Genomic DNA, 25,803 nt, shown 5'->3' on the forward strand with positions numbered 1-25,803 from the left:
GCGCCGCCGTGCCGCAAGTCTGTTTTGCCAGGCAGGTATCATTATACCGGGACGTAATGACAAGTTTGACAACTTCCGGCTTTTCCAACCCGCCACTTCTCCCTTGCCCTCCCGCCCTAGGCCATGCTCAACGCGCCGCCATGACAAACGACTCTCCCCTGCTCGCCCTCGCCGATGTCCGCGTCATGGCCGACGAGACGTGCATCCTCGATCTGCCTGCGCTGACCATTGCCGACGGCGAAAGCACCGCGATCCTCGGCGCCAACGGGTCGGGCAAGTCGACGCTGGTCAAGTTGATCGCGCGCCAGCTTTATCCCGCCTATGGCGCCGACGTCCGTATTTTCGGGCAGGACAGTTGGAACGTGTTCGAGCTCCGCAAATTGCTCGGGATCGTGTCGACGACGATGCAGCTCGATTTCGATGCCGAGCCGCCGCTGGAGGCGCTCGACTGCGTCGTCTCGGGCTTCTTCGCCTCGCGCGGCCTCTGGGCGCATCAGCATTACACGCAGGAGATGATCGACGCCTCGCGCGCCGCGCTCGAAGAGGTCGGCGCCACCCATCTGATCGGGCGCAGCATGGCGAGTCTGTCGACCGGCGAGGCGCGCCGCGTGCTCATCGCCCGCGCGCTCGCGCACCGGCCGCGCGCGCTGCTGCTCGACGAGCCGTGCGCGGGGCTCGACCCCGCGGCGCGGCACCATTTCCTCGACATGCTGCGCGGCGTCGCGCGCGGCGGCACGACGCTGATCCTCGTCACCCACCATATCGAGGAGATATTGCCCGAGATCGGCCGCATCGTGATGCTGCAGCGCGGGCGCGTGCTGCACGACGGCGCCAAAGCCGACCTGCTCACCAGCGACGCGCTGACCGGCCTTTTCGGCCTGCCGATCGACGTGTCGCCGCGCGGCGACTGGTACGACGCCGCGATCGTCCACTGATCGCTTGCCCCACGGCGCCTATATAGGATAGGGGGGTATCCTATGTCGCATACGCACGCCAACAAGGATCAACTCCTCGCCCGCACCCGCCGCATCGCCGGGCAGATCGCCGCGATCGAGCGTGCGATCGCCGATGAGGCGGGCTGTGCGGCCCTCCTCCATCAGGTCGCTGGGGTGCGCGGCGCCGTCGCGGGGCTGATGGACGAACTCGTCGCCGACCATCTGCAATCGCATGTCGCCGCGCCCGGCCTGTCGGACGCCGAGCGCGCGCAAGGCGGCGAAGACCTGCTCGCGGCGATCCGCCGCTATACGAAATAGGGGGAGCCGCATGTCGCTCGACGACGATATCGACGCGCTGACGCACAGCCATGTCTATCTCGGCAAGCGGCACGACGAAAATGCGCGCCGCACCCTCTGGGTCGTGCTGCTGACCGCGGTGATGATGGTCGCGGAGATCGCCGCGGGAATCGCCTTCAACTCGATGGCTTTGCTCGCCGATGGTTTTCACATGGCGACCCACGCGGGCGCGCTCGGCATCGCGGCGCTCGCCTATCGCTATGCGAAGCGGCACGCGACCAGCGGGCGCTATAGCTTCGGCACCGGCAAGGTCGGCGACCTCGCGGGCTTCGCCTCGGCGCTGGTGCTCGGCATCGTCGCGATCGGCATCGCGTGGGAATCGGTCGTTCGCCTGCTCGATCCGAGCCCGGTCGCCTTCGGCGAGGCGACGATCGTCGCCGTCGTCGGGCTAGTCGTGAATATCGTCAGCGCGCTGCTGCTCGGCCATGGACACAGCCACGATCACGATCATGGCCATGACCACCACGGCCACGAACATGACAACAACATGCGCTCGGCCTATCTGCACGTGATCGCCGACGCGCTGACTTCGGTGCTCGCGATCGCCGCGCTGCTCGGCGGTCGCTATCTCGGCTGGACCTGGCTCGACCCCGCGATGGGCATCGCGGGCGCGGCCGTCATCGCGGTCTGGTCGGGGACGCTGATGCGCGATACGGCATCGGTGCTGCTCGACGCGACCGACAAGGAACTCGAAGCCGAAATCCGCGCGCTGGTCGAAGGGCCGGGCGACGCGCGGATCCGCGACCTCCACGTCTGGCGCGTCGGCCCCGCCGCGCACGCCGCGATCGTCAGCGTCACCGGCACAAGCCGCGCGACGATCCGCGAGCGACTCCGCCCGGTGCATGAAATCGAGCATCTGACGGTCGAGATCGGCTGACGCATCACCTGTCCCCCTGCGGCACAGGACATCGGCGGCGAAACACTTTATTGGCGTTTCGGGGCATAAGGCAGGATGAGAGCGGCTGCGCGAATCGGCCGCGGAGATTGTAACGCGACGCATGAAGCCCGAACTCCATCTTGCCGCCCGCTCGACGTGGCGCGACCCGGCGCCGGAAAAACCGGCGGGTCCGGGGCGCGAATATTGGGGGATGCTGGCCGCGATCACCATCGTCGCCTGCCTCGCGCTCATGCTGTCGACGGGACAATATCGGCCGCGCGGCTTCGGTCCCTACAGCGTCAGCGTGCCGTTGACCTTCAAGCCCTATGACCCCGCGCGCTGGGCGGTGATGAATTCGGGCAGCTATGAGGATGCGCTGAAGATCGATCCGACGCTGCCCGACCCCGCCAGCGTCGGCTACGCCGATGCGACCGCCCTGCCCCCCGCGTCGCCGGCCGAGATGCAGCAGGAAGCCTTCGTCGGGCCGCCCGCCAAGCCCTATGTCTTTCGCGGCCTCACCGCGCTCGATCGCGAGCGCGCGCATTATTGCCTGACCTCGGCGCTCTATTATGAGGCGGCGTCCGAAAGCGACGACGGAATGCGCGGCGTTGCGCAGGTGATCGTCAACCGCGCCCGCCACCCGAGCTTTCCCAACACCATCTGCGGTGTCGTCTTCCAGGGGTCCGAGCGCGCGGGCGTGTGCCAGTTCACCTTCGCCTGCGACGGCGCGATGGCGCGCGCGCCCGAGCGCCGCAACTGGCTGCGCGCGAGCCGCATCGCCTCGGCAGCGCTGAACGGCACTGTTTTCCCGGGCGTCGGCCTCGCGACCCATTATCACACCACCGCGATCTGGCCGCGCTGGGGCAAGAGCCTTGTGATGACCAACATCGTCGGCGCGCATATCTTTCATCGCTGGCGCGGCCGCTGGGGAATGCCCGACGCGTTTCGCGCGCCCTATATGGGGCGCGAGCCGGTGCCCGGCCCCTATCTGCCGCTTGCGCAGCAGCTCGCGATCCTCAAGGGCAAGGGTCTGCCGCCGGGCGCCGGGCCGATGCCGGGGCTGACCGGTCCGGCAGCACCGCTGCCCGACGTCGCGCCCGCGCCTTTGCCCGGCACGATGGGCGCCGCGCCGCCCGCCGCGGCCGCCCCCGCCCCGACTGCGGCGCCCGCGCCGACCTACACCGATCCGCGGCTCAACCAGTCGGGGCAGGTCAAGGAAGAGTTCAGCAAGAGCGGGGAGTGGATTCGCTGACCGAAGCCGCCTAGTCTCGCCCCCTCGACATCAGGGAGGCGGGCATGGGACATGTAAAGGGCATCGGCGGACTCTTCTTCCGCGCCCGCGATCCGGAGGCGCTGTCGGCCTGGTATCGCGACCGGCTCGGCGTCGGCGGCGGGATCAGCGCCGACGGCAGCGAGCCGGTCAATCAATGGGTATGGACGGTCACCGGCGGGCCGCTCGTCTTTTCGCCCTTCAAAGCCGACACCGACTATTTTCCCGCCGACCGGCAGTTCATGATCAACCTGCGCGTCGACGATCTCGACGCCGTCCTCGCGCCGTTCCGCGAAGCGGGCGACGCGGTGATCACCAAGAAGGAATGGGACGACCCGAGCGTCGGCCGCTTCGCGCGGGTCCACGACCCCGAGGGGAACCCGATCGAGCTTTGGGAACCGCCGGCGAAATAGGACCATCGTCATTGCGAGGAGTCCCGGACTTGATCCGGGGCGACGCGGCAATCTCCAGCTATCGGCCTCGCGCTGGCCGATAGCTGGAGATTGCTTCGCTGCGCTCGCAATGACGCAGTTTGTTACCTACCTTGGCTGCGCCAGCGCTTGACGACGCGCTCCAATATCTCGGCCTCGCCGCCGGTCTCGCGCCACAGCTTCGAGAACATCGGATCACTCGACGCGGGCCTCTTGTCCTCGTCGAGCGTGTCGAGATAGACGCGGATCGGAATCGACACGCCCTCGCCACAGACGATGCATTCGCGGTTGCGAAGCGCCGGGATCGAATCGATGAAGCCGCGCGCGCCTTCGGGCATCGCGGCCTTGACGAAATGCTGGTCGCGCTCGTTGTTGAGGCGCATCGAGATGATCGTGCCGCACTGCGACAGCACGCCTTCGGCCAGATCCGACGGGCGCTGGGTAATCAGCCCTAGCGACACGCCATATTTGCGGCCTTCCTTGGCGATCCGTTCCAGAATCTTGCGCACCGCCTGGCCCTGGCCAATGTCCTTCGACGGGATATAGCGGTGCGCTTCCTCGCAGACGAGCAGGATCGGGCGCTGCGGCTCACCGCGCGACCAGATCGCATAGTCGAAGGTCAGGCGCGACAGCACCGCGACGACGACGCTGGTGATATCGCTGGGAACCCCCGACACGTCGATGATCGAGATCGGCCGGCCGTCCGACGGCAGGCGAAAGATCTTGCCGATGAAATTCGCCATCGTATCGGCGACGAGCATCCCGGAAAACATGAAATTATAGCGCGGGTCGGCGCGCATTTCCTCGATCTTGCCCTTGATCCGCATGAAGGGCGCCGACGAGGTCGCCTTGTCGAGCTTCCCCATCTCGTTCTGGAGGATGTTGAGCAGGTCGGAGAGCAGATAGGGGATCGGCGAATCGACCGTGAGCTTGGTCATCCCCTCGGCCATGCGGTTCTTCTGCCGCGCCTGGAGCAGGCATTTGGCGAGCACGTCGCAATCGCTCTGGCGGTCGCGACCCTCGCTGGTGACGAAGACCTCGCAATGCTCCTCGAAGTTCATCAGCCAATAGGGCATGGCGAGATTGTCGACGTCGAACAGCGCGCCGGTGCCCTTGAAGGCCGCCGAATATTCGCCGTGCGGGTCGATCATCACGATATGGCCCTGCGGCGAAAGCTCGCAGATCTTGTGGAGGATCAGCGCCGCGCTGGTCGACTTGCCGGTGCCGGTCGATCCGAGCAGCGCGAAATGCTTGCCGAGCATCGCATCGACATAGAGCGAGCCGCGAATGTCGCGCGTCGGATAGATGGTCCCGATCTCGACATGCGCGCGTTCGTCGGCGGCGTAGATCTGTTTGAGGTCGTGACTGGTCGCCGCATAGACCTGCCCGCCCGGGATCGGATAGCGCGTCACGCCGCGGCGGAAATTGTGGATACGGCCGGTGATCTTTTCCTCTTCGCCTTCGCCGAGGAAGTCGATCGTCGCGACGATCAGCCCCTCGCCGCGCTCGTGCAGTTGCTGGTCGCGAATGCTGGCGACGAGCCAGACGTTGCCGACGCGGATCTTGACCTGCGCGCCGACCTGGCCCGCCATCGCGACCGCCGCGTCGCTCGACGTCGACAATTGGCCGATCGTCGCGGCATCGAGCAGAATGCGCGAATCCGATCCCGAAATATCGATCACTTCGCCGATCAGCAGGTCGTCGCGATGATGGTTGACGGTCGGCGCCACGGCCGCGGCGGTCCCACCGCCCGCGAGCCGGACATGCTGCGCAGCCGTCGAATCCCCGGCGCCGAACCCGCCACCCTGCATATCCATATCAAGCCCCGCCTTATATCGTTCCGGTACCGCTTATCGCAGGTGAGGGTAAATAAAGCGCTTATGCTGAATCGGCGGAAAACTGCTCAGCGGCGGCGGAAAAGCGCCGATGCGCCATAGCCGAGGACCAGCGAGAGCATGACCGCGGTCAGTCCATAGAGGAAACCGTGCCGCTCGGCGGCGAGCGCGACGAACCGCTCGAACCCCGCCTTGCGGATCTGGACATCGCGCGAGGCGACCGCGATCACGCGGCCGCGACTGATCAGATAGGTCTCGGCGCGATAGGTGCCGACGGGCACGCGCGCCGGCACCGGGATGCGCGCGCGATAGAGCACGCCCTCGCTGATCTCGACCGCGCGCGGATTCTCGTAGAACAGCCCGATACGGCGATACAGATCGATCAACCCCGCCTCGAAGCGCGCGAGCTTCTTCGCTTCGGAAAAGCCCGCGGGCGACATCGACAGATTGTCGAGGCCGAGCTCGAAGATCGCGGCGGTGCGCTCGTCGACCAGCTTGTCGATCGGCCGCGACGATCCGATCGCATAAAAACCGGGCGAGGTGCGCAGCCGGATGCTGCTCGCGTTGACCCAGATTCCCGCAACGCGCTGTTTCTCGCGCAGAACGATCGGCCGCACCGGCCCCTTCAGCACGACGACGATGTCGGTGCGGTCGTCGGGAAGCCGCTGACCCGGATAGAGGATCGCGCCGAACAGCAGCAGTTCCTCGCCGGTGAAGCTGTACTGAATCTCGATCGCGCGGCTCGACACGTCGGGCACGAGGCGCGGATCGTCGGCGCGCGCGGTGCCCACGGTCAGCAGCAGCGCCGATGCGCAGACGAGAGCGCCGAGCATCCTCATTGCACGGTATAGATTTCTTCGGGGCGGATGAAGAGGTCGACCGCCATGCGCAGCGCGACGATCAGCACGATCACCGCCAGCGCCATCCGCAGATATTCGGGCTTCACGCTCTGCGCGAAGCGCGCGCCGATCTGCGCGCCGGTGACGCTGCCGACCAGCAGCAAGGCCGCGAGCACCAGATCGACCGCGCCGGTCGTCATCGCGTGGACCATCGTCGTCGCGATCGTCACGAACAGGATCTGGAACAGCGAGGTGCCGACTACCACCTGCGTCCCCATGCCGAGGAGGTAGATCATCGCGGGCACCATGATGAAGCCGCCGCCGACGCCGAGCAGCATCGTCAGCACGCCGACCATCATGCCGAGCAGCAGCGGCGCGAGCGGCGAGATATAGAGGCCCGAGCGATAGAAGCGCCAGCGCAGCGGCAGGTTGGCGACCATCGGATGGTGCCGCCGCTTGCGCGCCGCCGCGGGAAGCCCCGCGCGCATCCGCCGCAGCGCGCCCCACGCCTCGCGCGCCATGATCCCGCCGACCGAGCCGAGCAGCACGACATAGAGGATGTTGATCGTCGTATCGATCTGGCCCCAGGCGGTCAGCAGCTCGAACAGCCCCGCGCCGATCAGCGACCCGAACAGGCCGCCGACGATCAGCACCCCGCCCATGCGCACGTCGACGCCGTCGCGCTCGAAATGCGCGAGCGCGCCCGAAACGCTCGCCCCCGTCACCTGCGTGGCCGCCGACGCCGCGGCGACCGTCGGCGGAATGCCGTAGAAGATCAGCAGCGGCGTCGTCAGGAAGCCGCCGCCGACCCCGAACATCCCCGACAGGAAGCCGACGCCGCCGCCGAGCAGGATGATGACCAGCGCGTTGACCGACAGATTGGCGACGGGAAGGTAAAGATCCATGGGCCCCGAATGACGTTCACGGCGCAGGAAATGCGCCGAGTCCGGCGACCCTAGAGCATTTTTCGGGGCCGGGGAATCGGCTGCGGCACCTAAATTTCGCCGCCGCTTAGAAGTCACTGGCAAGGGTCAGCGCGAGACCGCTTTCGGGACGCGCATTGCCCGCCACCCGCTGTCGCCAGTCGAGCGCGATACGGCTTCCCCGGCCGACATCGGGAAGCCGCAGGGTGAGCCGGGGACCGACATCGATCCGCGACACTCCCGGCTGGACCGCGCCGGCAGCGAGTGCGCCGAACCGCAGCGGCGAGCGCTCATCGTCGCCGAGCCGCCGATCGACGACCAGCGCGCCGTCGGCGAAACCGTCGCGCCGCCGCGCGCCGACGATTCCCGCCTGCGCATAGGCGTCGAGCGCGAAGCCCGCGGGCAGAGGAACGTCGCTGACGCCGCCGGTCACCATCGCGGCGAGCGCGGTGCGCCCCTCGCGACCGATCGCGACGCGCTGCTCGATCGCGATATCGACCGGCAGGTGCCGAACCGGCGCGAAGGCCGTGCCGAAGGCGAGTTCGCGTTGCTCGGGCTGGCGCACTGCGATCGTCGCGCGACCATAAGCGCGCAGCCGCCCGTCGTCGCCAAAACCATATGCGAGGCGGAGCCCCGCCTGCGAACCGCCGAGTTGACTGCCGGCCCCGATCGCTCCGGATGCGCCATGCGATCCCTCGCGCAGATAGAGCCAGCCGCCGAGCGACCAACGGGCAAGCGGACGCTGCATCCAGAAGGGCTCGCCCCGCCCCGGATCGCCTACGCGGAGCGGCAGCGCGGCGCGCCACGGCGGCGGGTCGCCTCGCAGCGCGCCGCGCGTCGGAACGCCGGGCAGGAACCGCGCGATCAACGCGAGCCGCAGGCCATGCCGGTCGCCGTCGAAGCCCTTGTCTCCGGTCGTACCCGGGACCGGAGAGGCGGTTTCCGGCAATACAGCAAGGAAGCGGGTCGCTGCGGCGCGTTCGGGCAGCCTCGGCGCGACGGGCGGGAGGACGGCATCGGCCCGGTCGTGGGGAACCGGCAAGACAAAGGGCGAAGGAATATCCCACGAAGGCCGGACTCCGGCGGGCAGAGCCGGCATCGCCGGGCTCCACAGCATCGCGGCGCGCAGCAATACCCAGCCGCCGAGACAGAGCGCCAGAAAGCGCAGCGACGCGGCATCGCGCCCCGGCCGGGGGCCGGTCGCGGAGATCATCATGACCGGATCGCCCGGCGCCCGGGGACGACCTCGCCGTCCCGATGCTCGGTCTTTTCCCAAAGCACCTGCCCCGACCGCAGCATCCGCCAATAAAGAACAACCGCCCGCCGCGCGGCCAGTATCGCGATGACATTGGCGACAAAGGCGCGCGGCATGGCCAGCAGCGCCTGGCGCGTGCCATACCAGCGCGCGGTGAAATGAACCCGCATCGCGAGACGCCACAGGACCAGCGCCGCGTTGAGCGCGAACAGCAATCGCATTTCCGGCCCGAGCGGCCTGCTTTCCCAACCCAGCAGCGTTCCACCGGCAAGCGCCAAGCCGGTGACAATGAGGCCCAGATAGGCGGCGAGCAGGATCAGCGCGGCAAGCGGCGACCGCCGATCGCGCCACAGCATCCAGCGCGCCAGCCAGACCTGGCCGGGCGACGCCCCGCCGCCCGCGAAACGCGCGCCGAGCCAGCCGAGATGATCCCAGCCCGCCAGCGCGATGCCCGCGATCCAGCGCGATTTCTGCCGCACCGCATGTTCGACCGTTCCCGGAAAACCGCCACGCGAGACGATACGATCGCCCGCCGCGCTCAGGCTGTCGACGAAACAGGCGCGCAGGCCATAAGCGCCGATCAGTATTCCGACCTCATAATCCTCGGTCAGGCTGTCGGCGCGAAAGGGCTGTCTGTCGCGTTCGATCGCGAGCAGGGCCAGGGCGCTCCGCGTCAGGGCGCAGCCGACCCCGGCCGACGGGATCGGAACCCCGAGGCGCGAACGCAGCGCCAGTTCCTTGCCGTGCGCTTCCGCGAACTCGTCGCCATAATGGCCGCCGATCCACCGCGACCCGCCGGTCACCATCGGCACGACGGGTATCTGGACCATCGCATGGTCGCCCAGATGGCGGCGATACAGCGCGAGTTCGTCGGCGTGGACATGATCTTCCGCATCGTGCAGCACCACCGCCGCGAAGCGCCGTCCCTCCATCCGCTCATCCTCGCCGAGCGCGGCCCATAGGCGATTGAGATTGTCGCCTTTGGTCGTCGGCCCCTCGGCATCGCCGACGACAAGGCGCAGCCGCGCATCGCGCGCGACAAGCGGCGAAACCGAAAAGAGCGTCGCGACGTCGTTGGGATAGCAGCCGACATAGAGGCGGACATCTTCGCCCGCCCACGCCGCGAGCATACGCCGGAGCGTCGCCGGCAGCACCTCTGCCTCGTCCCACGCCGGGATGAAAACGGCGATCCGACCGTCCAGCGGCCTGCTTTCCGCCCCCAGTGGCGGCGCCGTCCCCTTGCGCGGCATCGCAAGCCACAACAGATCGAACAGCAGATCGTCGATTCCGATCAGCAGAATCCCGACCGATGCGAACAGCATCAGCTCGTGACCGGCCCCCGCGACCAGCCATTGCAACCATGCGGACGCCGGCTCCACCCCGCTTGCCCCGCTCCCCCGCGCGGCGCTTGCCGCGATCCCGCATGGGGTAACCGGCTGTTAATTTTTGTAAAGGGTGACGCCCGGCCGCCCCGGCGCTAGGAATGCGGCTCTCTTCCGGGTCGAGCAGGGTCGCAGCATCGCATATGTCCAGCAATTCAGCCTCTCGCTCCGTCCTGCGCGACTTTCTCGCGAGCGAAAGCGCGGGCGGGATACTGCTGATTTTCGCAGCCATATTGGCGATGATTGTCGCGAATTCGGCGCTGAGCGAATCCTATCACCATCTGGTTCACGCAGAGACCGGCCCGACGCTCAGTGACAAGCTGGGGCCGATGACGGTCCATCTGTGGATCAACGACGGGCTGATGGCGATCTTCTTCCTGCTCGTCGGGCTCGAGATCAAGCGCGAGTTCGTCGACGGCCGCCTCGCGAGTTGGGACCGGCGGCGGCTTCCCTTCATTGCCGCCGCCGCGGGGATGGCGGTGCCCGCACTGCTCTATATGCTGTTCGCGGGCGGCACGCCGGGCCTCGCACAAGGCTGGGCGATCCCCGCCGCGACCGACATCGCCTTCGCGATGGGGGTGCTCGCGCTGCTCGGCAAGCGCGCGCCGACCTCGCTCAAGCTGTTCCTCGTCACCGTCGCGATCGTCGACGACATGGGGGCGGTGGCGATCATCGCGCTTTTCTATACCGCGACGATCGACCTTGCCGCGCTCGGCGCCGCGGCAGCGCTGCTCGGCATAATGTTTGCCTGCAATCGCGGCGGTGTCCGGCATCTATCCGTCTATCTGCTGCTCTTCGCCTGCCTCTGGTATGCGATGCTGCTGTCGGGGGTTCATGCGACGATCGCGGGGGTGCTCGCGGCGATGACGATCCCGCTCGACCGCACGCCCGGCGCGCCCGACAGCGCCGCCTCGCCGCTCCACCGGCTCGAACATGCGCTGCACCCGTGGGTCGCCTTCGCGATCGTCCCCGTCTTCGGCTTCGTCAACGCCGGGGTCGATATTCGCGGCCTCGGCAGCGAGCAATTGCTGTCGCCGCTGCCGCTCGGCATCGCCGCCGGGCTGTTTCTCGGCAAGCAGATCGGCATTTTCGGCAGCGTCTGGCTGGCGGTGAAGCTCGGCATCGCGGGCCGGCTGCGCGGCGCGACGTGGCGGCAGGTTCATGCGGTCGCGGTGCTGTGCGGCATCGGCTTCACGATGAGCCTGTTCATCGGCGGCCTCGCCTTTCCGGGCGCGCCCGAACGGGTCGACGAGGCGAAGATCGGCGTGCTGGCGGGATCGCTCGCCGCCGCGCTCATCGGCTATGCGCTGCTGCGCTTCGCCCCGCTGCATCCCGATCACGACGTGATCGAAGCCGCGAGCGAGGGCGAGATCGCCGCCGACGGCGACATTCGCGACACGTCGGAGGCGGCCAGATGAAGCGCGCTTCAGCCCTATTTCTCGCGCTGATGCTCACCGGCTGCGCGGCCGCGGACACCAAACCCGCCGTCGGCGTCGCGTCGATCGACGTCCGCCGCGCGCCGGTCGCGTCGCAGGCGATGAGCGCCATCGCCGCCGCCTATGTGAGGCTGAGCCTCGAAATCGGCACGCACGAGGACGGCTATATCGACGCCTATTACGGCCCGGCGGACGTCAAGGTTGCCGCCGAGGCCGCGCCGCGCGACAAGCCCGCACTGCTCGCCGAAACGCGCGCGCTGGCGGCGCGGCTCGATCTCGCCGCGCGCCGCCTGTCCGATCCGATGGAGCGTCGCCGCGCGGCTTTTCTGCGCGCGCAGCTTCGCGCCGCCGAAACGCGCCTGCTGATGATGCAGGGAACGCGCTTTGCCTTCGCCGACGAGGCCGAGCGGCTGTTCGGCGTCCGGCCGCGCCTGCTCCCGCTCGCAAGTTATGACGCCGCGCTGGCGAAGGTCGCGGCGCTCGTTCCCGGCGACGGCGACCTTGCGACGCGCGTCGAGGCCTATCTCGACCACTTCACCATCCCGAAGCCGCGGCTGCAAAAAACCCTCGACGCCGCGATCGCGCGCTGCCGCGGACGCAGCGCCGCGCATATCGCGATGCCCGAGGGCGAGAGCTTTCGTCTGGAATTCGTCACCGGCAAGAGCTGGAGCGGTTACAATTATTATCAGGGCGGCTATCACAGCCTGATTCAGGTCAACACCGATCTGCCGATCCGCCTGTCGCGTGCGCTCGACCTCGGCTGTCATGAGGGCTATCCGGGCCATCATCTGCTCAACATGAAGCTGGAGGAACAGCTCGTGAAGGGACGCGGCTGGGCCGAATTCACCGTCTATCCGCTCTACAGTCCGCAGAGCCTGATCGCCGAGGGCAGCGCCAATTACGGCATCGACCTCGCCTTCCCCGCCGAAAGCCGCGCCGATACCGAGCGCGATGTACTGATGCCGCTGGCCGAAATTCCGGTTCCGGCGGACGATCTTTACTGGCAGCTCATGGAAGCGACGAAAGCGCTACAGGGCGCACGGCTGACGATCGCGCAGCAATATCTCGACGGCGCGATCGACCGCGCCGCGGCGGTCGCGCTGACGCGTAAATATCTGCTGATGTCGCCCGAACGCGCCGACCAGTCGGTGCGCTTCGCCGAACAATATCGCAGCTATGTGATCAATTACGGACTCGGCGAAGCGATGGTTCGCGGCTATGTCGAACGCGGCAATCCGGACCGGGACGAAATGTGGCGGCGCATGGCGAAGATCATCGGTGAACCCACGCTGCCGGCGGACCTGCTCCGCCGATGAAGGCGGCGGCGCGCCTCTTGTGGCTCGGCCAGGCGGGTTCGCCCCGCCGTCCCCCGGCGGGCGTGGCGCCGCGCGGCTGACCGATCCGGCACGCACCCTTGCGCGCCGTCCGTCATTCCCGTGCCAAGCCGAAAAGGAGCAGATCATGCTCGACAAAGAAGATATTCATCGCCGCATCGAAACGCCCGACATGAAGGATTATGGCGTCTACCTCGCGGTCGACCGCCTGCTCGCGTGCCAGAAGCCGCTCGCAGACCTCTGCACCCCCGACGAATTGCAGTTCCAGATCGTCCATCAGGTCGAGGAATTGTGGATGAAGCTGATGGCCTTCACCTTCGCCGAGATCGACGGCCATATGGCGGCGGGCGAGACGATGCGCGTCCTCTCGCTCTTCGACCGCGTCAACCGCATCATGCGGCTGATGACCGACCAGCTATCGCTGCTCGAGACAATGAGTCCCTTCGACTATCAGTCGATCCGCCTGCAGCTCGGCAACGGGTCGGGGCAGGAAAGCCCCGGCTTCCAGCTTCTCCTCACCCTGCCTCCGTCGCTCTGGGCGCGTTACAAAGCGGTCTATCTCGACGCCGCGGGGCGGACGGTGGCCGACGTCTACGACACCGGATACCGCCACGACGACGCCTATATGGTCGCCGAGGCGATGGTCGAATATGACGAGCTGTTCCAGCTTTTCCGCGCCCACCATATCCAGCTCATCCACCGTTCGATCGGCATGGGATCGAAATCGCTCAAAGGGCGGCCGGTCGAATTGCTCAATGCCGGGATGCGCCACCGCTTCTTCCCCGAACTATGGGACGTCCGCTGCGACATGACCGACCGCTGGGGCGCCCAATATGGCGTCAAGCGCGACAGCATCAGCGGCGCGTCGGCGGCCGGGCACGGCAGCGGGCTGTGAGCGGCGCGCTGCTGCCGGAAGCGGTCGCGGGCCGCTTCCATCTGCCGCCGGGCGCCACCTATCTCAAGAGCCACAGCGTCGGCTGCCAGCCGCGCACAGCCGAGGATCTGTTGCGCCGAAAACTGCTGACGCCGTGGCGCGAGACAGGCGAAGCGTGGCCCGACTGGCTCGGCGCGATCGACGCGTGGCGCGCGGCGCTGGCTGGGCTGATCGGGGTCGAGGCGCGCGACCTCTGCCCCGCGACCAACGTCAGCGCGGGCTTGTCGCGCTATATCTCGGCGCTTGGGACAGCGACGGGCCGTCGCACGATCCTGCTCGCGCCGAGCGCCTTTCCGACGATCGGCTATGTCGCGAGCGGGCTCGAAGCGGCGGGGTGGACAGTGCGCTACCTACCCGGCGACGCCGACGTTCGCGATCCCGCCAACTGGATCGCGGCGCTCGACGACGATGTCGCGCTCGTCATCGCGATGCACGTCAGCTCGAACAGCGGCGCGCTGACCGACATCGCGGCGGTCGCCGCGGCGGCGAAGGCGGCAGGCGCGCGCTGCATCGCCGACTGCGCGCAGTCGGTCGGCGTGGTGCCGGTGACGCCCGCGGCGTGGGGCGTTGACGCGGTGCTCGGCACCAGCGTCAAATGGCTGTGCGGCGGCCCCGGCGCGGCGTGGCTATGGGTCGCCCCGCACGACCGCACCGCGCTCTCGCCCACGGAGCGCGGCTGGTGGAGCCACGAAAATCCGTTCGAGATGGACATAGACGACTTTCGCTATGCCCCCGACGCGCGGCGCTGGTGGGGCGGCACCCCTGACGTAGCGCCGTTCATCCTGTCGGCCGCGGGGATCGCCGAGATCGCGGCGATCGGCGTGGACAAGATTCGCGCGCACAACCGGGCGTTGCAGGCAATGCTGCGCGATGCGCTCGAAGCCCGGACGCTGGGATGGCGCTGGCCGACGGGGGAAATCGGCGGGACGTTGTGCATCGACACCGGCACCGATCAGCCGCGCGTGGCCGCATCACTCGCGGCGCACGGCATCAGCGCCGACTTTCGCGGATCGGTCGTCCGCCTGTCCTTCCACGCCTATAATGGCGCAGGGGACGTCGAAAGAGCAGCGGCGGCGCTTATCAAATAGTCCGTTCGCATCGAGCGAAGTCGAGATGTCCATCGGTAGGGCAAGACCTCACGGTGTCTCGACTTCGCTCGACACGAACGGACAACAGGTCAGATTGAAGTTACACTTTTAGAGCGCCGGCCGCCGGTCGAACCAGGGCTGCGCGGCTTCAAGTTGCGTCGCGAGCTGAAGCAACAGCGCCTCCTCGCCGACGCGGCCCACGAACTGCGTTCCCATCGGCAAGCCTTCGGGCGTCCACCACAGCGGGACGTTGATCGCCGGCTGGCCGGTCGCGTTCTGGATCGCGGTGAAGGGCACATAGTCGGTCATCGCTCCGAAGCCGACCGCGACATCGTCACTGTCGAGCGAGAAGCTGCCGTTCGGCGGCGGCGGCGCGCCGAGCGTCGGGGTCAACCAGACGTCATAGTCGGCGTGCCACGCGGCGACCGCGCGCGCCATCTGCTGAAGCTGGAAGATCGCGCCCCAAAGCTGCGGCGCGCTGATCGCCTTGCCCATCGCATAGAGGCCGCGCGTCAGCCCTTCGAGCGTGTCGGGACCGGGCGCCTGCCCGGTCATCGCGGCGAGGCCGTCGATCTGCATCGCCGCGCCGCTCGACCAGATCGCCAGAAAGGCGGGCACCATCGCCGCATTGTCGACCGGCGGCGAAGCCTCTTCGACATGATGACCGAGGCTTTCGCAAAGCTTGGCGGCATGGTCGACCGCCGCGACCGCCTGTGGATCGAGCGCGCGGCCGCCGGGCGCGGTGCGGGCGAAAGCGATGCGCAGCGCCGGGCACGGCGCCTCGGCGGCGCGGCGCCAGCTCGGCGGTGCGGGCGGTGCCGAATAGGGATCGCCGGGCTCGGGACCGGCGGTGACGTCGAGCATCGCGGCGGTATCGCGCACCGATCGGCTGACGATATGCTCCGCCGCGAGCCCGCCCATCACGTCGCCGAGCATCGGCCCCAGCGGATTGCGCGCCCGCGTCGGCTTCAACCCGACGAGCCCGTTGCAGCTCGCCGGAATGCGGATCGAGCCGCCGCCATCGTTGGCGTGTGCGACGGGCACCATCCCGCTCGCCACCGCGGCGCCCGAGCCGCCCGACGAGCCGCCGGTCGAATGCTCCGGGTTCCACGGATTGCACGCCGGGCCGTAGAGCTTGCTCTCGGTCGTCGCGACGAGGCCGAATTCGGGAACGTTGGTCTTGCCGAGCGGTACCAGCCCGCCGGCGAGAAAGCGCTGAACCAGCGTCGCGGTGAAGGGCATCGGCACCGGCGGCGAGAGGCGCGAACCATTGCGCGTCGGCCAGCCCGCGAGGTCGCCCAATATATCCTTGAGCAGGAAGGGCACGCCCTTGAACGGCCCGTCGGGCAAGCGGCCCTTCGCCCGCTCGCGCGCGCCATCGAAATCGGTGAAGATCACCGCGTTGAGGCGCGAATTGAGTGCCTCGATCCGCGCGATCGCGGTGTCGACGAGTTCGAGCGCCGTTACCGCACCCTTCGCGACGAGCTCGGCCAGACCGAGCGCGTCAAAACGATCATATTCGGCGAAGCCCATGCCGTTTCCTTCCGATGATGCCCAGCCGCAACACCCGACAGGGCGGTTTAGATATCGACGACGATCTTGCCGAAATGCGCGTTCGCAATCTGGTGCCGAAACGCATCAGCCAGGCGTTCGAGCGGAAAATGATCGCTGATGACAGGCCGGATGCCATTCGCCTCGACACCCGCAATCATCGCCAGCTGCTGCGCGCGACTCCCTACGGTCAGCCCTTGCACGCGCAGATTCTTGCTCATCAGCAGCGCGGTCTGCACCGGCCCGGCGATGCCCGCAAGCACACCGATCAGCGCGACATGGCCGCCGACGCGCGCGGCGCGCATCGACTGGTCGAGCGTGCCCGCGCCGCCGATCTCGACAACGGTATCGACACCCCGCCCGCCGGTCAGTTCAAGCGCTCGCACGCCCCATTCGGGCACCGTCTTGTAATTGATAACCTCGTCGGCGCCGAGCGCCCTCAGCCGGTCGAGCTTCGCGTCGGACGAACTGGTCGCGATCACCCGCGCGCCCGCCGCCTTTGCGAATTGCAGAGCAAACACCGACACGCCGCCGCTGCCCTGGACCAGCACGGTCGATCCCGGCTGTGTCGCCGTATCGACGAACAGCGCGCGCCAGGCGGTCAGCCCGGCACAGGTCAGCGTCGCCGCCTCGGCCGCCGACCAGCCGGCCGGCGCGCGCGTGAACCAGTGCTGAGGCACGACCACCGCCTCGCGCGCATAGCCGTCGATGCCGTCGCCCGGCACCTTGGTGAAGGCCCCAGGCGGCGTCGCACCGTCATTCCATTCAGGAAAGAAAAGCGAGACGACAAGGTCACCCACCGCAAAGTCCGTGACACCATCGCCCACCGCTTCGACCGTTCCCGCGCCATCCGACATCGGAATGCGATTTTCGGCGGTCGGAATCATCCCCGCAACGACGGCGAAGTCGTGGAAGTTGAGCGACGAAGCCGTCAGTCGGACACGAATCTCGCCCGGTCCCGGATCGCCGGGGTCGGGCAGGTCGGCGAGCGCCAGATTGTCGAGAGACGCCGGCGCCCGCAGCTGGATGGCGCGCATTATTCGGCCGCGATCGCCAGTTCGACGCGCTGCGGGCCGCGGATCACGCCGCCGGGGGTCGGGCCCTGCATCGTGCCGTCCTTGAAGGTAACGACGCCCGACTTGATCGTCGCGACATAACCCTCGGCCTTTTGCAGCAGGCGCTTGCCGCCCGCGGGCAGATCGAAGGCGAGCCACGGCTTGCCGAGCTTCAGCGCCTCCATGTCGATGATGTTGAGGTCGGCGAGATAGCCCGGCGCGAGCACCCCGCGATCCTCCAGCCCATAGAGCATCGCGGTGTCGCGGCACTGACGCTTGATCGCCGCTTCGAGCGCGATGCGATTGCCTTTGCGGTCGCGCACCCAATGCTGGAGCATGAAGGTCGGCGAGGCGGCGTCGCAGATCGTCCCGCAATGCGCGCCGCCGTCGGACAGGCTGTTCACCGTGTCGTCCGACGCCTGCAAATCCTCGAGAAAATTGAGGTTGCCGTCGCGGTAGTTCAAGATCGGGAAATAGATGAAGCCTTTGCCGTCGTCCTTCATCAGCAGGTCGTAGGCATATTCGGCCGGCGAGACGCCCGCCGCCGCAGCGCGATGCGCGACGCTTTCGTCCATGCGCGGTTCGTAGTTGAAGTCGGGGTCCATCTCGAAATGCACCGGCCAGCCTTCGGCGACCGCCATCAGGAAATCGAGTATATCGCTTTCGGGCCAGACATTGGGTTCGCCGATCATGCGGGCTTTGAAGGCCGGGTCCTTCAGCTTCGCAAGCTGCTGCTCCCACGATAGCCCCTCGATCTCGGCCCACGCTGGCTTGAAGCGGAAGGGGTGGACGGTGCCCTGCCACGCCATGATCACGCCGTTGCCGCGCAGCGCGATCTGCGCGACGATGTTCGCGCCGGTCGCATTCTGCTTGCGCATCTCCGAAATCTGTTCCTCGAGCGGCAGTTCCTTGGCGATCGACTGGAGCGCGGCGAACGTGACCGGCAGGCCGGTCTCGCGGCTGAGATCGCCCATCCACTGGAACTCGTTCCACTCGCGCCGCATGTCGCTCGCCATTTCGAAGACGCCATAGCCGACGCGGCCCATCGCGCGGCCGATCGCGACCAGTTCCTCAGGCGTAGCGGTGGTGCCGGGGACGAGTTCGCCGTCAACCGACTTGTGGAGCACGGTGCGGCTGGTCGAGAAGCCGAGCGCGCCCGCGCGCACGCCTTCCTCGACGATGCGCGACATTTCGGCGATGTCGTCGTCGGTCGGAACCGCGCCGGGCTTTTCGCGGTCGCCGAGCACATAGGCGCGTACCGCGCCGTGCGGGACGTGGCACGCGACGTCGACGGTCCGCGGCAGCTTTTCGAGTGCGTCCATATATTCGGGGAAGGTTTCCCATTCCCACGACATGCCCTCGGCGAGGGCGGTGCCGGGGATGTCCTCGACGCCTTCCATCAGCGAAATCAGCCAGTCGTGGCGATCGGGCTTGGCCGGAGCGAAACCGACGCCGCAATTGCCCATGACGACGGTGGTGACGCCGTGCCAGCTCGACGGCGCCATTTCGGCGTCCCACGTCGCCTGTCCGTCATAATGGGTGTGGACGTCGACGAAGCCGGGGGTGACGATCCGGCCGCCGGCGTCGATCTCCTCGCGGCCCGCGCCGAGGTTCTGGCCAACCGCGACGATGCGGTCGCCCTCGACCGCAACGTCCGCGACGAAGGGCTTGCCGCCCGACCCATCGACGACCGTGCCGCCGCGAATCACCAGATCATGCATGTTCGCTCTCCCGATTTTTAGTTTCAGCTAAAAACCTATCATCAAAATCGGGAGATGCAAATATGCGCGCGCGGCGCGCGGCGAGGCGCTATGATGGCGCGATCAAACCATCTGGGAGTCGCCATCATGATCCGCCCGCTGACCCTTGCCCTGCTCCTCGCCGTCGCCGCGCCTTCGGCCATCGCGCAGCCCTTGCCCGCCCCCGATTACAGCGCCGCGCTCGCCGATCCGGCGCGCCCCACCGCCGACCGCGAGCGCGATGCGGCGCGCAAACCCGCCGAACTGCTCGCCTTCGCGGGCGTGAAGCCGGGGCAGGCGGTCGGCGACTTTGTGATGGGCGGCGGCTATCTGACCCGCATCCTCGCCGGCGCGGTCGGACCGGAGGGCAAGGTCTACGCCTTCCAGCCCGCCGAGTTCATCGCCTTCAAGAAGCAATATGGCGACGATCAGGCCGCAATCGACGCGGCCTACGCCAATGTCGATGCCGTCGCGGGGCCGTTCGCGGCGCCTGCTTTCCCGGTGCCGCTCGACACGATCATCACCGTGCAGAATTTCCACGACCTCTATTTGAAGCCCTTTCCCGAAGGCACCGGCGACAAGGCGAGCGCGGCGCTGTTCGCGGCGCTGAAACCCGGCGGCACGCTCGTCGTCGTCGATCACAGCGCGGCGGACGGCAGCGGCACGACACTGTCCGACAGCCTGCACCGCATCGACAAGGCGGCGGTTGTCGCCGCACTCACCAAGGCGGGGTTCCGGCTCGAGGCGGAGAGCGACCTCTACAAGCGCCCCGAAGACCCCCGCACCGCCAACGTCTTCGATCCCGCCATTCGCGGCAAGACTGACCAGTTCACCTTGCGCTTCCGCAAGCCCGCATGAGGCGCTAGGGCGGCGCGATGAGCAACGACGACGAAGACTATGTCTATGACGAGGCGAGCGGCGAATGGCTGCCCGCTGGCGAAGCGCGCGAACGGGCGGCGGCGGCCAATGCGCTGCCCGAAGCCAAGGATGCGGTCGGCAATGTGCTGAACGACGGCGACTCGGTCGTCCTGATCAAGGATCTGCCGGTGAAGGGCGCGGGGCAGACGCTGAAGGTCGGCACCGTCATCAAGTCGATCCGGCTGACCGCCGATCCCGAAGAGATCGACTGCCGCTACGAGGGGATCAAGGGGCTGGTGCTGCGGACGGAGTTCGTGCGCAAGCGTTAGAGTCTTGATCCTGGCTTGGGATCGACTTTGAGCGAAACATAAACGTGTCCCCGCGAAGGAGCATCGGGTCGGATCGTCCCCCGGACGATCCTTGACCATGCGGGGCATGGTCAACCCGATGCTGACCCATCTCCGGTCGGTTCCATCTTGCACCTGCAGGAGATGGGCTCCCGCCTTCGCGGGAGCGCACGGCTTTTTCAATCGACGATAATCAGACCCCAGGCGCCCGCGCCGAAGGCGGCCTTTCCTTGTCCCAGCGGGGCCGCGCGGCGTCCATGCCCGCGACGACCTTGTCCCAATAGGCCTCGGTCCGCCCCTGAAACTTCATGTCGAAACGCTCGACCGTGCGGAATTCGAGCACTTCGACGCCTTCGGGCCCCGGTTTGTAGCTATAGGGCACGTCGCTGCCGACGAAAAAGCCGTCGCCCGCACCGAGCTCTTCGGTCCCAAGCTTCAGCGAACCCGCGATGATATAATAGAGACAGTCCGCATCATGGCTGTGCAGCGGCAGCGCGAAGCCGCTTTTGAACCAGGCATAGGTCAGGCTCATGTGCGGAAGCGAGAACAGCACCTTCGTGACATTCCCTTCGCCGACGCCCGCCGCGACCCAGCGGCCGATGCCGGCTTCGACGATCGGGGTCAGCCCGGCGAGCGTCATCTTGTCGGTTTCGTTGAGGTCGGGCGCGTCGCCGGCCCGGAAAATCCGGAACGGCGCCGCATCCCGTGCGCGATCGGCTTCGGCCATGGCTGTCTCCTCTTCGCTTCGTCGCGGCGATCATGCCGCAACGAAGCGAAGAGTCCACCCCGCTCAGATTTTCCCCAGCGTCTCCTTACGCGGCCCCATATAGCCGAAGAGATAGGCCGCGACCTTGCGCATCTGGATTTCCTCCGCGCCCTCGGTGATGCGATAGCGGCGGTGGTGGCGATAGATATGCTCGAACGGCTTGTGACGCGAATAGCCGATGCCACCATGCACCTGCATCGCACGGTCGGCGGCTTCGCAGACGAGGCGGTTCGCCCAGTAATTGCACATGCTGACCTTGTCCGACAGCGTGCGCTCGATCTCCTTGTGCGGGGTGTTGTCCATGTCCCACGCGGTCTTGCGGATCAGGAGGCGCAGCATTTCGGCCTGCGTCGCGAGTTCGACGAGCGGGAACTGGATCGCCTGATTCTTCGCCAGCGCCTCGCCGAAAGGCTTCCTCTCCCGCGCGTAGCGGACGCTTTCCTCGATGCAATAGACTGCGGCGCCGAGCGAGCTTGCCGCCTGGCGGATGCGGTTCTGGTGGACGAAGCTCTGCGCGATCGCCAGGCCGCCGTCGACCGGCCCCAGCCGCGCGCTGTCGGGCACCCAGACGTCGGTGAAGGTCATGCGCGGATGGTCGGTCGGCATGTTGAAGGTCCACATATATTCGTCGACCGTCATCCCCGGCGTGCCCGTCGGCACGAGCAGGCAGGTGATGCCCTTCGCATCGCCGTCCTCGCCGCTGGTGCGGCAGAAGGCGGCGCAATGCGTCGCGACATGCATCCCGGTGATCCACATCTTGCGCCCGTTGATCAGCCAGCCGTCGACGCCGTCGCGGGTCTCGCGAACCGCGCGCGTTTCCATATGCGTCGCGTCGCTGCCGTGATCGGGCTCGGTGAGGCCGAAGGCGGTGCGGCGCTTGCCCTCGAAGCCGCCGAGGATGAATTCCTGCTTCTGCTCCTCGCTCGTCGCGAACTGCTCGAACATCGCGACGAAGGGGAAATTGCCGACGATGCTATGCTCGTTCTGGAGGTCGTTGTGGAGGCCAAGGCCCTTCGCCGCGAAATGCTCGCGGATCACCGCCATCCACAGGTTCGACCCGTCCTTGCCGCCATATTTCTTCGGCGCCGAAAAACGCCAGTGCCCCGCCGCGTCGGCCTTGCGCGTCGCCTGCTTCAAAAGCTGTTCCCACTCGTGGCGTGGCAGCCCCTGATTGTCCCAATCGGTGCGGCTATGCTCGCGGCGGTGATCGAAGAAGCGGATATTGTCGTCCGCCAGTTCGAGCGGCCTGATCTCCGCCTCGATGAAGGCGTCGAGTTCGTCCAGATAGGCCTGCAGGTCGGCGGGCATCGCAAAATCCATGTCTCTCTCCCTATGATCTATCCGCGCCATTCGGCGGCCGCCGCGGCAAGCGCGGCATATTTGGGGCTGTCGACCGCGCATTTGTCGAGCACCGCGCGGCGCAGCTTCGCTAGCAGGCCGGGCTCGGCGAGCGTCGTTTCGCCCGTCATCAACGCCTCGGCCAGCGCCCGGTCCTCGGCGCGCGTGCCGGTATCGAGATCGCGCATCACGATGCCGAGCGCGTTCATCGCGACAACCGCCTCGAACTTGGCGTGACCTTCGGCTTTTGGCTTGATCGCGCTTTCGATCCAGTCGCGCACGGCCTGCACCATCTCGCGGCTCGTCGGCTCGCCCGTCGGCGCCGGCGCAGGATCGGAGGACGGCGGCAAGGCCTGCTGCCGTTCCGCTTCGGGCGCCTCTTCCTCGAGCAGCCGAACAAGATCGAGTTCCTGCTCGGCGGTGCGCCGCCCGACGACGACGCGCTCGACCGTCGTGTCGGCGCCGCTGCGCCACGCCTGCCCCATCTGGAGGCAGCCGAGCGCCCACCAGAGGGTGCGGTAAACGAGCCAATATTTGAACCGCGCCGGATCGACCTTGACGCCGCCCGCGGCTTCATAGGCCGCGAAATAGTCGGTGAGGCTCCCGACGCCGAACGCCGGCTTGTCGAGCTGGCCGAAGCGCCAGACGGTCATGCAGCCGAAGGCGAGATCCTCATGCGCGTCGCCCAGATGCGCAAGCTCCCAGTCGAGGACGACCGCAAGGCCATCTGCATCGACCATGACATTGCCCATCCGGTAATCGCCGTGGACGAGCACCGGCTCCGCAGGTTCAGGCAGATGATCCTCGCACCATTTGACCGCGAGCGCGATCACCGGGCGGTCGCCGCCGTAGGAGAGAAAGCGCGCCTTGAGTTCGGCGAGCGCGGCGGCGGTGTCCATCACCGGAATGCCTTCGGGAATAGCGGCGCGCGGCAAGGCATGGATATGCGCGAGTTCGCGGCCGAGATCGGCGACGAGCGAGGGCGGCGGGTTCGGCAATATCTTCGCGGGACTGACCTCGGCGACGACGCGGCGCATCACATAGCCGGTTCCCATGCCGTCGGCGTCGGCAAGCACGCCGACGACTTCGGGCGCCTTGACCCCGCCCGCATAAGCCGCCCGCACCAGCGCCGCCTCGACCGGGTGCCCATAGGGCCGCCCTTCCATATATTCGGCCGACGGCGCGCGGCGCAGCACATAGGCCGCCCCCGCCCAGTCGAACGCCCAGCTTTCCATGTTCGCGCCGCCCGACAAGCGGGCGAGCCCCGACAGCGTGCCGGGTCCGGCAAGGCGCGTCATGAAGATGGAAAGCGGTTCGGAAAGATCGGCCATTACTTAACCATGCTAAGTATTTTCGGGCGCCGCAAGCCCGTAATCGTGCCAGGATGGAGCGCGCGCAAGAAAGCGCAAGATTCGCAGCAACGGACGATGGATGCGCGGCAAGCCGAACGGCGCATCATCCCACGCGCGCGCGGCCCCGCTCCATCACCGCGAGGCGGCGTGCTTCGACCTCTTCGGCGCGCACGGCGCCGTTCGCGGCTTTCGAACGCTGCTGTTCGAGCGCGAGTCCGTCGGCGAAAGGCAGCGCATAGCCATCGTCGATCAGCCGCTTGTAGCCCCGCACCATGGCCGGATCGATGCTGGCGATATCGCGCGCGAGTGCCTGCGCCGCGGGAAGCAGCTCGTCGGGCGCGACGACGCGGTTCACCAAACCCCAGTCGCGCGCGGCCTCGGCGCCCAGGAAATTGCCGGTCAGCGACAATTCCTTCGCGCGGCCGAGCCCGACGATGCGCGACAATTTCTGCGACAGGCCCCAGCCGGGCATGATGCCGACGCGCGCATGGGTATCGGCGAAGCGCGCATGAGTCGAAGCGATCAATATGTCGCACGCCAGCGCGACCTCGAACCCGCCGGTGATCGCGACGCCGTTGATCGCGCCGATCACCGGCTGCGGGCACAGCTCGATCGCCCGCACCGGATTTTCGTCGGCCCCCTCGGCATTGGCGGCGCCGAGATTGCTGGTGTCGGCGCCGAGTTCCTTGAGGTCGAGCCCCGCGGTGAAAGCGCGCTCACCCGCGCCGGTGAGCACGATCGCGCGGATGCTTTCGTCGACAGCGAGGCCCCGCATCGTCGCCGCCAGCTCGGCGCGCAGCGCGCGCGACAGCGCGTTCATCGCCTCGGGCCGGTTGAGAGTGACGGTGGCGACGGGGCCGTCGCGTTGGACAAGAACCGGCGCCGTCAAAACTGGAATTTCACTGAACTGATATAAAAGGAGGTCAGCGGCTTGCCGTCGGCGGCGAGCGCAGGCTCGAAGCTCGCCCGCTTCATCAGCGCGTCGCACACCGCCTTATTGAATCCTTCGGGATTGGTCGATTGCTGGATATGGCATGCGGTCGGCTTTCCATCCTCTCCGACCGTCAGCCGGAATTGGACCAGTCCCGGCTGCCATTTCTCCAGCATCGCGCGCGGATAGTCGTTCGACCGCAGCCATGTCGCGGGAGAATCGACCGGTTTGGGCCAGCGCGTCAGGCTGCCATGCCGTTTGACGTCGATACCCCAATGACCGACCAGTTCGACGGTGCAGCGGTGCAGCGCATCGAACGCATCGCTCATCGGCCCGGTGTCGAGCACGCGCACCCGGCTGAACGGTTCGCCGATGCGGACGGCGGTGACCGACGCCCATTCCTCATCGCTGATCCAGCCATCGGCCGCGACGGCGGCGACATCCTTGGGATCGGGATAGGGCCGGATGCGGATATTGTTCGCGAAGACCCAGGCCGGAACATTGTTTGCGAAACTGCCGGAAAAAAAGTCGAGCTTCTGTTCGGGCAGCATGTTGCCGAAGCGGATGCTGGCCTCGCTACGCGATTTAGGCCCGCCCATCGGCTGGCCGGCGAGGGTCAGGCGGAAAGAGTCGCTCGGCTGGAAGCGGTCGAGGACGAGCGTGATCTGGTCGCGGCCTTCGCCGAAGCTCCGCCACAGGCGGCAGAAGTCATCGGCATAATGGACATTCCATTTCGACGATGGTTCGAGCAGGAGCGTGCCCTCCTTCGCCGACGCGGCGCCTGGCGTCAGCAACGATAGCAGCAGCGCCGAAGCGGTGACTTTCCCGTCATATTTCATGGCGCTGGAGGCTATGCGCCGCGCCGCACCGCGACAAGGGCTTTCATCGCGCATTTGGCGACAAAGGCGACCGCCTCCCCGCGCACGGGGGAAGCGCCCGTGGCGGCCTCCCCCTGAACGCCTTTCGATTC

The 25,803-nt window shown here is 67.3% G+C and carries 24 protein-coding genes; 11 read left to right on the forward strand and 13 right to left on the reverse strand.

What is annotated here, in order from left to right:
- The first annotated feature begins 140 nt into the window (after positions 1-140).
- From VHO04_RS15930 to VHO04_RS15950, 5 genes are all read left to right on the forward strand, one after another.
- Entirely contained in the window at positions 141-935 is a 795-nt protein-coding gene (locus VHO04_RS15930; protein ID WP_329629221.1) for an ABC transporter ATP-binding protein, read from the forward strand.
- Between the two features lie 42 nt (positions 936-977).
- Positions 978-1,253, forward strand: a complete 276-nt coding sequence (locus VHO04_RS15935; protein WP_329629222.1) for a metal/formaldehyde-sensitive transcriptional repressor — start codon at positions 978-980, stop codon at positions 1,251-1,253.
- Between the two features lie 10 nt (positions 1,254-1,263).
- Positions 1,264-2,169 (forward strand): CDF family Co(II)/Ni(II) efflux transporter DmeF, encoded by a 906-nt coding sequence (gene dmeF, locus VHO04_RS15940; RefSeq protein ID WP_329629223.1) that lies wholly within the window; start codon positions 1,264-1,266, stop codon positions 2,167-2,169.
- Between the two features lie 121 nt (positions 2,170-2,290).
- Positions 2,291-3,421 carry a cell wall hydrolase gene (locus tag VHO04_RS15945; protein ID WP_329629224.1) on the forward strand — a complete coding sequence of 377 codons (1,131 nt, stop codon included), beginning with the start codon at positions 2,291-2,293 and terminating at the stop codon, positions 3,419-3,421.
- A gap of 44 nt (positions 3,422-3,465) precedes the next feature.
- Positions 3,466-3,852: a VOC family protein gene (locus tag VHO04_RS15950; protein ID WP_329629225.1), complete on the forward strand. Its 387-nt coding sequence runs from the start codon at positions 3,466-3,468 to the stop codon at positions 3,850-3,852.
- A 122-nt stretch (positions 3,853-3,974) separates the two neighbouring features.
- Here the strand turns inward: VHO04_RS15950 and VHO04_RS15955 are convergent, their stop codons facing one another.
- From VHO04_RS15955 to VHO04_RS15975, 5 genes are all read right to left on the reverse strand, one after another.
- On the reverse strand, positions 3,975-5,687 hold the full coding sequence (locus VHO04_RS15955) for an ATP-binding protein (RefSeq protein ID WP_329629226.1): 1,713 nt from the start codon (positions 5,685-5,687) through the stop codon (positions 3,975-3,977).
- An 86-nt stretch (positions 5,688-5,773) separates the two neighbouring features.
- Positions 5,774-6,544 carry a TIGR02186 family protein gene (locus VHO04_RS15960; protein WP_329629227.1) on the reverse strand — a complete coding sequence of 257 codons (771 nt, stop codon included), beginning with the start codon at positions 6,542-6,544 and terminating at the stop codon, positions 5,774-5,776.
- Positions 6,541-7,449, reverse strand: a complete 909-nt coding sequence (locus VHO04_RS15965; protein ID WP_257547819.1) for a sulfite exporter TauE/SafE family protein — start codon at positions 7,447-7,449, stop codon at positions 6,541-6,543. Before VHO04_RS15965 ends, VHO04_RS15960 begins: the two co-directional genes overlap by 4 nt.
- Before the next feature lie 106 nt (positions 7,450-7,555).
- Positions 7,556-8,683, reverse strand: a complete 1,128-nt coding sequence (locus VHO04_RS15970; protein WP_329629228.1) for a hypothetical protein — start codon at positions 8,681-8,683, stop codon at positions 7,556-7,558.
- Positions 8,680-10,101 (reverse strand): glycosyl transferase family protein, encoded by a 1,422-nt coding sequence (locus VHO04_RS15975; protein ID WP_329629229.1) that lies wholly within the window; start codon positions 10,099-10,101, stop codon positions 8,680-8,682. The genes VHO04_RS15970 and VHO04_RS15975 overlap by 4 nt, the downstream gene beginning before the upstream one ends.
- A gap of 146 nt (positions 10,102-10,247) precedes the next feature.
- Between VHO04_RS15975 and nhaA the strand changes: the two genes are divergently transcribed.
- The 4 genes from nhaA to VHO04_RS15995 all read left to right on the forward strand — a co-directional run bounded on the left by nhaA (position 10,248) and on the right by VHO04_RS15995 (position 14,896).
- Complete coding sequence (nhaA, locus tag VHO04_RS15980; RefSeq protein ID WP_329629230.1) at positions 10,248-11,522, forward strand: Na+/H+ antiporter NhaA; 1,275 nt, start codon at positions 10,248-10,250, stop codon at positions 11,520-11,522.
- Entirely contained in the window at positions 11,519-12,856 is a 1,338-nt protein-coding gene (locus VHO04_RS15985) for a hypothetical protein (protein ID WP_329629231.1), read from the forward strand. Before nhaA ends, VHO04_RS15985 begins: the two co-directional genes overlap by 4 nt.
- Positions 12,857-13,001: 145 nt before the next feature.
- A complete protein-coding gene (locus VHO04_RS15990; RefSeq protein ID WP_329629232.1) occupies positions 13,002-13,769 on the forward strand; it encodes a tryptophan 2,3-dioxygenase family protein in 768 nt (255 codons plus the stop codon).
- Entirely contained in the window at positions 13,766-14,896 is a 1,131-nt protein-coding gene (locus tag VHO04_RS15995) for an aminotransferase class V-fold PLP-dependent enzyme (protein ID WP_329629233.1), read from the forward strand. The genes VHO04_RS15990 and VHO04_RS15995 overlap by 4 nt, the downstream gene beginning before the upstream one ends.
- Before the next feature lie 108 nt (positions 14,897-15,004).
- Here the strand turns inward: VHO04_RS15995 and VHO04_RS16000 are convergent, their stop codons facing one another.
- From VHO04_RS16000 to VHO04_RS16010, 3 genes are read right to left on the reverse strand one after another with little or no spacing between them, the layout of a single operon-like run.
- Positions 15,005-16,429 (reverse strand): amidase, encoded by a 1,425-nt coding sequence (locus VHO04_RS16000; RefSeq protein WP_329629234.1) that lies wholly within the window; start codon positions 16,427-16,429, stop codon positions 15,005-15,007.
- Between the two features lie 47 nt (positions 16,430-16,476).
- On the reverse strand, positions 16,477-17,484 hold the full coding sequence (locus VHO04_RS16005) for an NAD(P)-dependent alcohol dehydrogenase (RefSeq protein WP_329629235.1): 1,008 nt from the start codon (positions 17,482-17,484) through the stop codon (positions 16,477-16,479).
- Positions 17,484-19,223 (reverse strand): D-aminoacylase, encoded by a 1,740-nt coding sequence (locus VHO04_RS16010; protein ID WP_329629236.1) that lies wholly within the window; start codon positions 19,221-19,223, stop codon positions 17,484-17,486. Before VHO04_RS16010 ends, VHO04_RS16005 begins: the two co-directional genes overlap by 1 nt.
- A 126-nt stretch (positions 19,224-19,349) precedes the next feature.
- On the opposite strand from VHO04_RS16010, the gene VHO04_RS16015 reads away from it, so the two are divergent.
- On the forward strand, positions 19,350-20,099 hold the full coding sequence (locus VHO04_RS16015) for a methyltransferase (protein ID WP_329629237.1): 750 nt from the start codon (positions 19,350-19,352) through the stop codon (positions 20,097-20,099).
- A gap of 17 nt (positions 20,100-20,116) precedes the next feature.
- The gene (locus VHO04_RS16020) at positions 20,117-20,428 is read left to right on the forward strand and encodes an alkylphosphonate utilization protein (RefSeq protein WP_329629238.1); all 312 of its coding nucleotides are present in this window, start codon (positions 20,117-20,119) and stop codon (positions 20,426-20,428) included.
- A gap of 211 nt (positions 20,429-20,639) precedes the next feature.
- Here the strand turns inward: VHO04_RS16020 and VHO04_RS16025 are convergent, their stop codons facing one another.
- From VHO04_RS16025 to VHO04_RS16045, 5 genes are all read right to left on the reverse strand, one after another.
- Entirely contained in the window at positions 20,640-21,173 is a 534-nt protein-coding gene (locus VHO04_RS16025) for a cupin domain-containing protein (protein WP_329629239.1), read from the reverse strand.
- A gap of 63 nt (positions 21,174-21,236) precedes the next feature.
- Positions 21,237-22,532 carry an acyl-CoA dehydrogenase family protein gene (locus tag VHO04_RS16030; RefSeq protein ID WP_329629240.1) on the reverse strand — a complete coding sequence of 432 codons (1,296 nt, stop codon included), beginning with the start codon at positions 22,530-22,532 and terminating at the stop codon, positions 21,237-21,239.
- 17 nt (positions 22,533-22,549) lie between these two features.
- A complete protein-coding gene (locus tag VHO04_RS16035; protein WP_329629241.1) occupies positions 22,550-23,881 on the reverse strand; it encodes a phosphotransferase family protein in 1,332 nt (443 codons plus the stop codon).
- A 124-nt stretch (positions 23,882-24,005) separates the two neighbouring features.
- The gene (locus VHO04_RS16040; RefSeq protein WP_329629242.1) at positions 24,006-24,791 is read right to left on the reverse strand and encodes an enoyl-CoA hydratase; all 786 of its coding nucleotides are present in this window, start codon (positions 24,789-24,791) and stop codon (positions 24,006-24,008) included.
- A complete protein-coding gene (locus VHO04_RS16045; protein WP_329629243.1) occupies positions 24,788-25,672 on the reverse strand; it encodes an energy transducer TonB in 885 nt (294 codons plus the stop codon). The genes VHO04_RS16040 and VHO04_RS16045 overlap by 4 nt, the downstream gene beginning before the upstream one ends.
- Positions 25,673-25,803: the final 131 nt, after the last annotated feature.

It is taken from the genome of Sphingopyxis sp., assembly GCF_036261875.1.
Classification (GTDB): Bacteria; Pseudomonadota; Alphaproteobacteria; order Sphingomonadales; family Sphingomonadaceae; genus Sphingopyxis.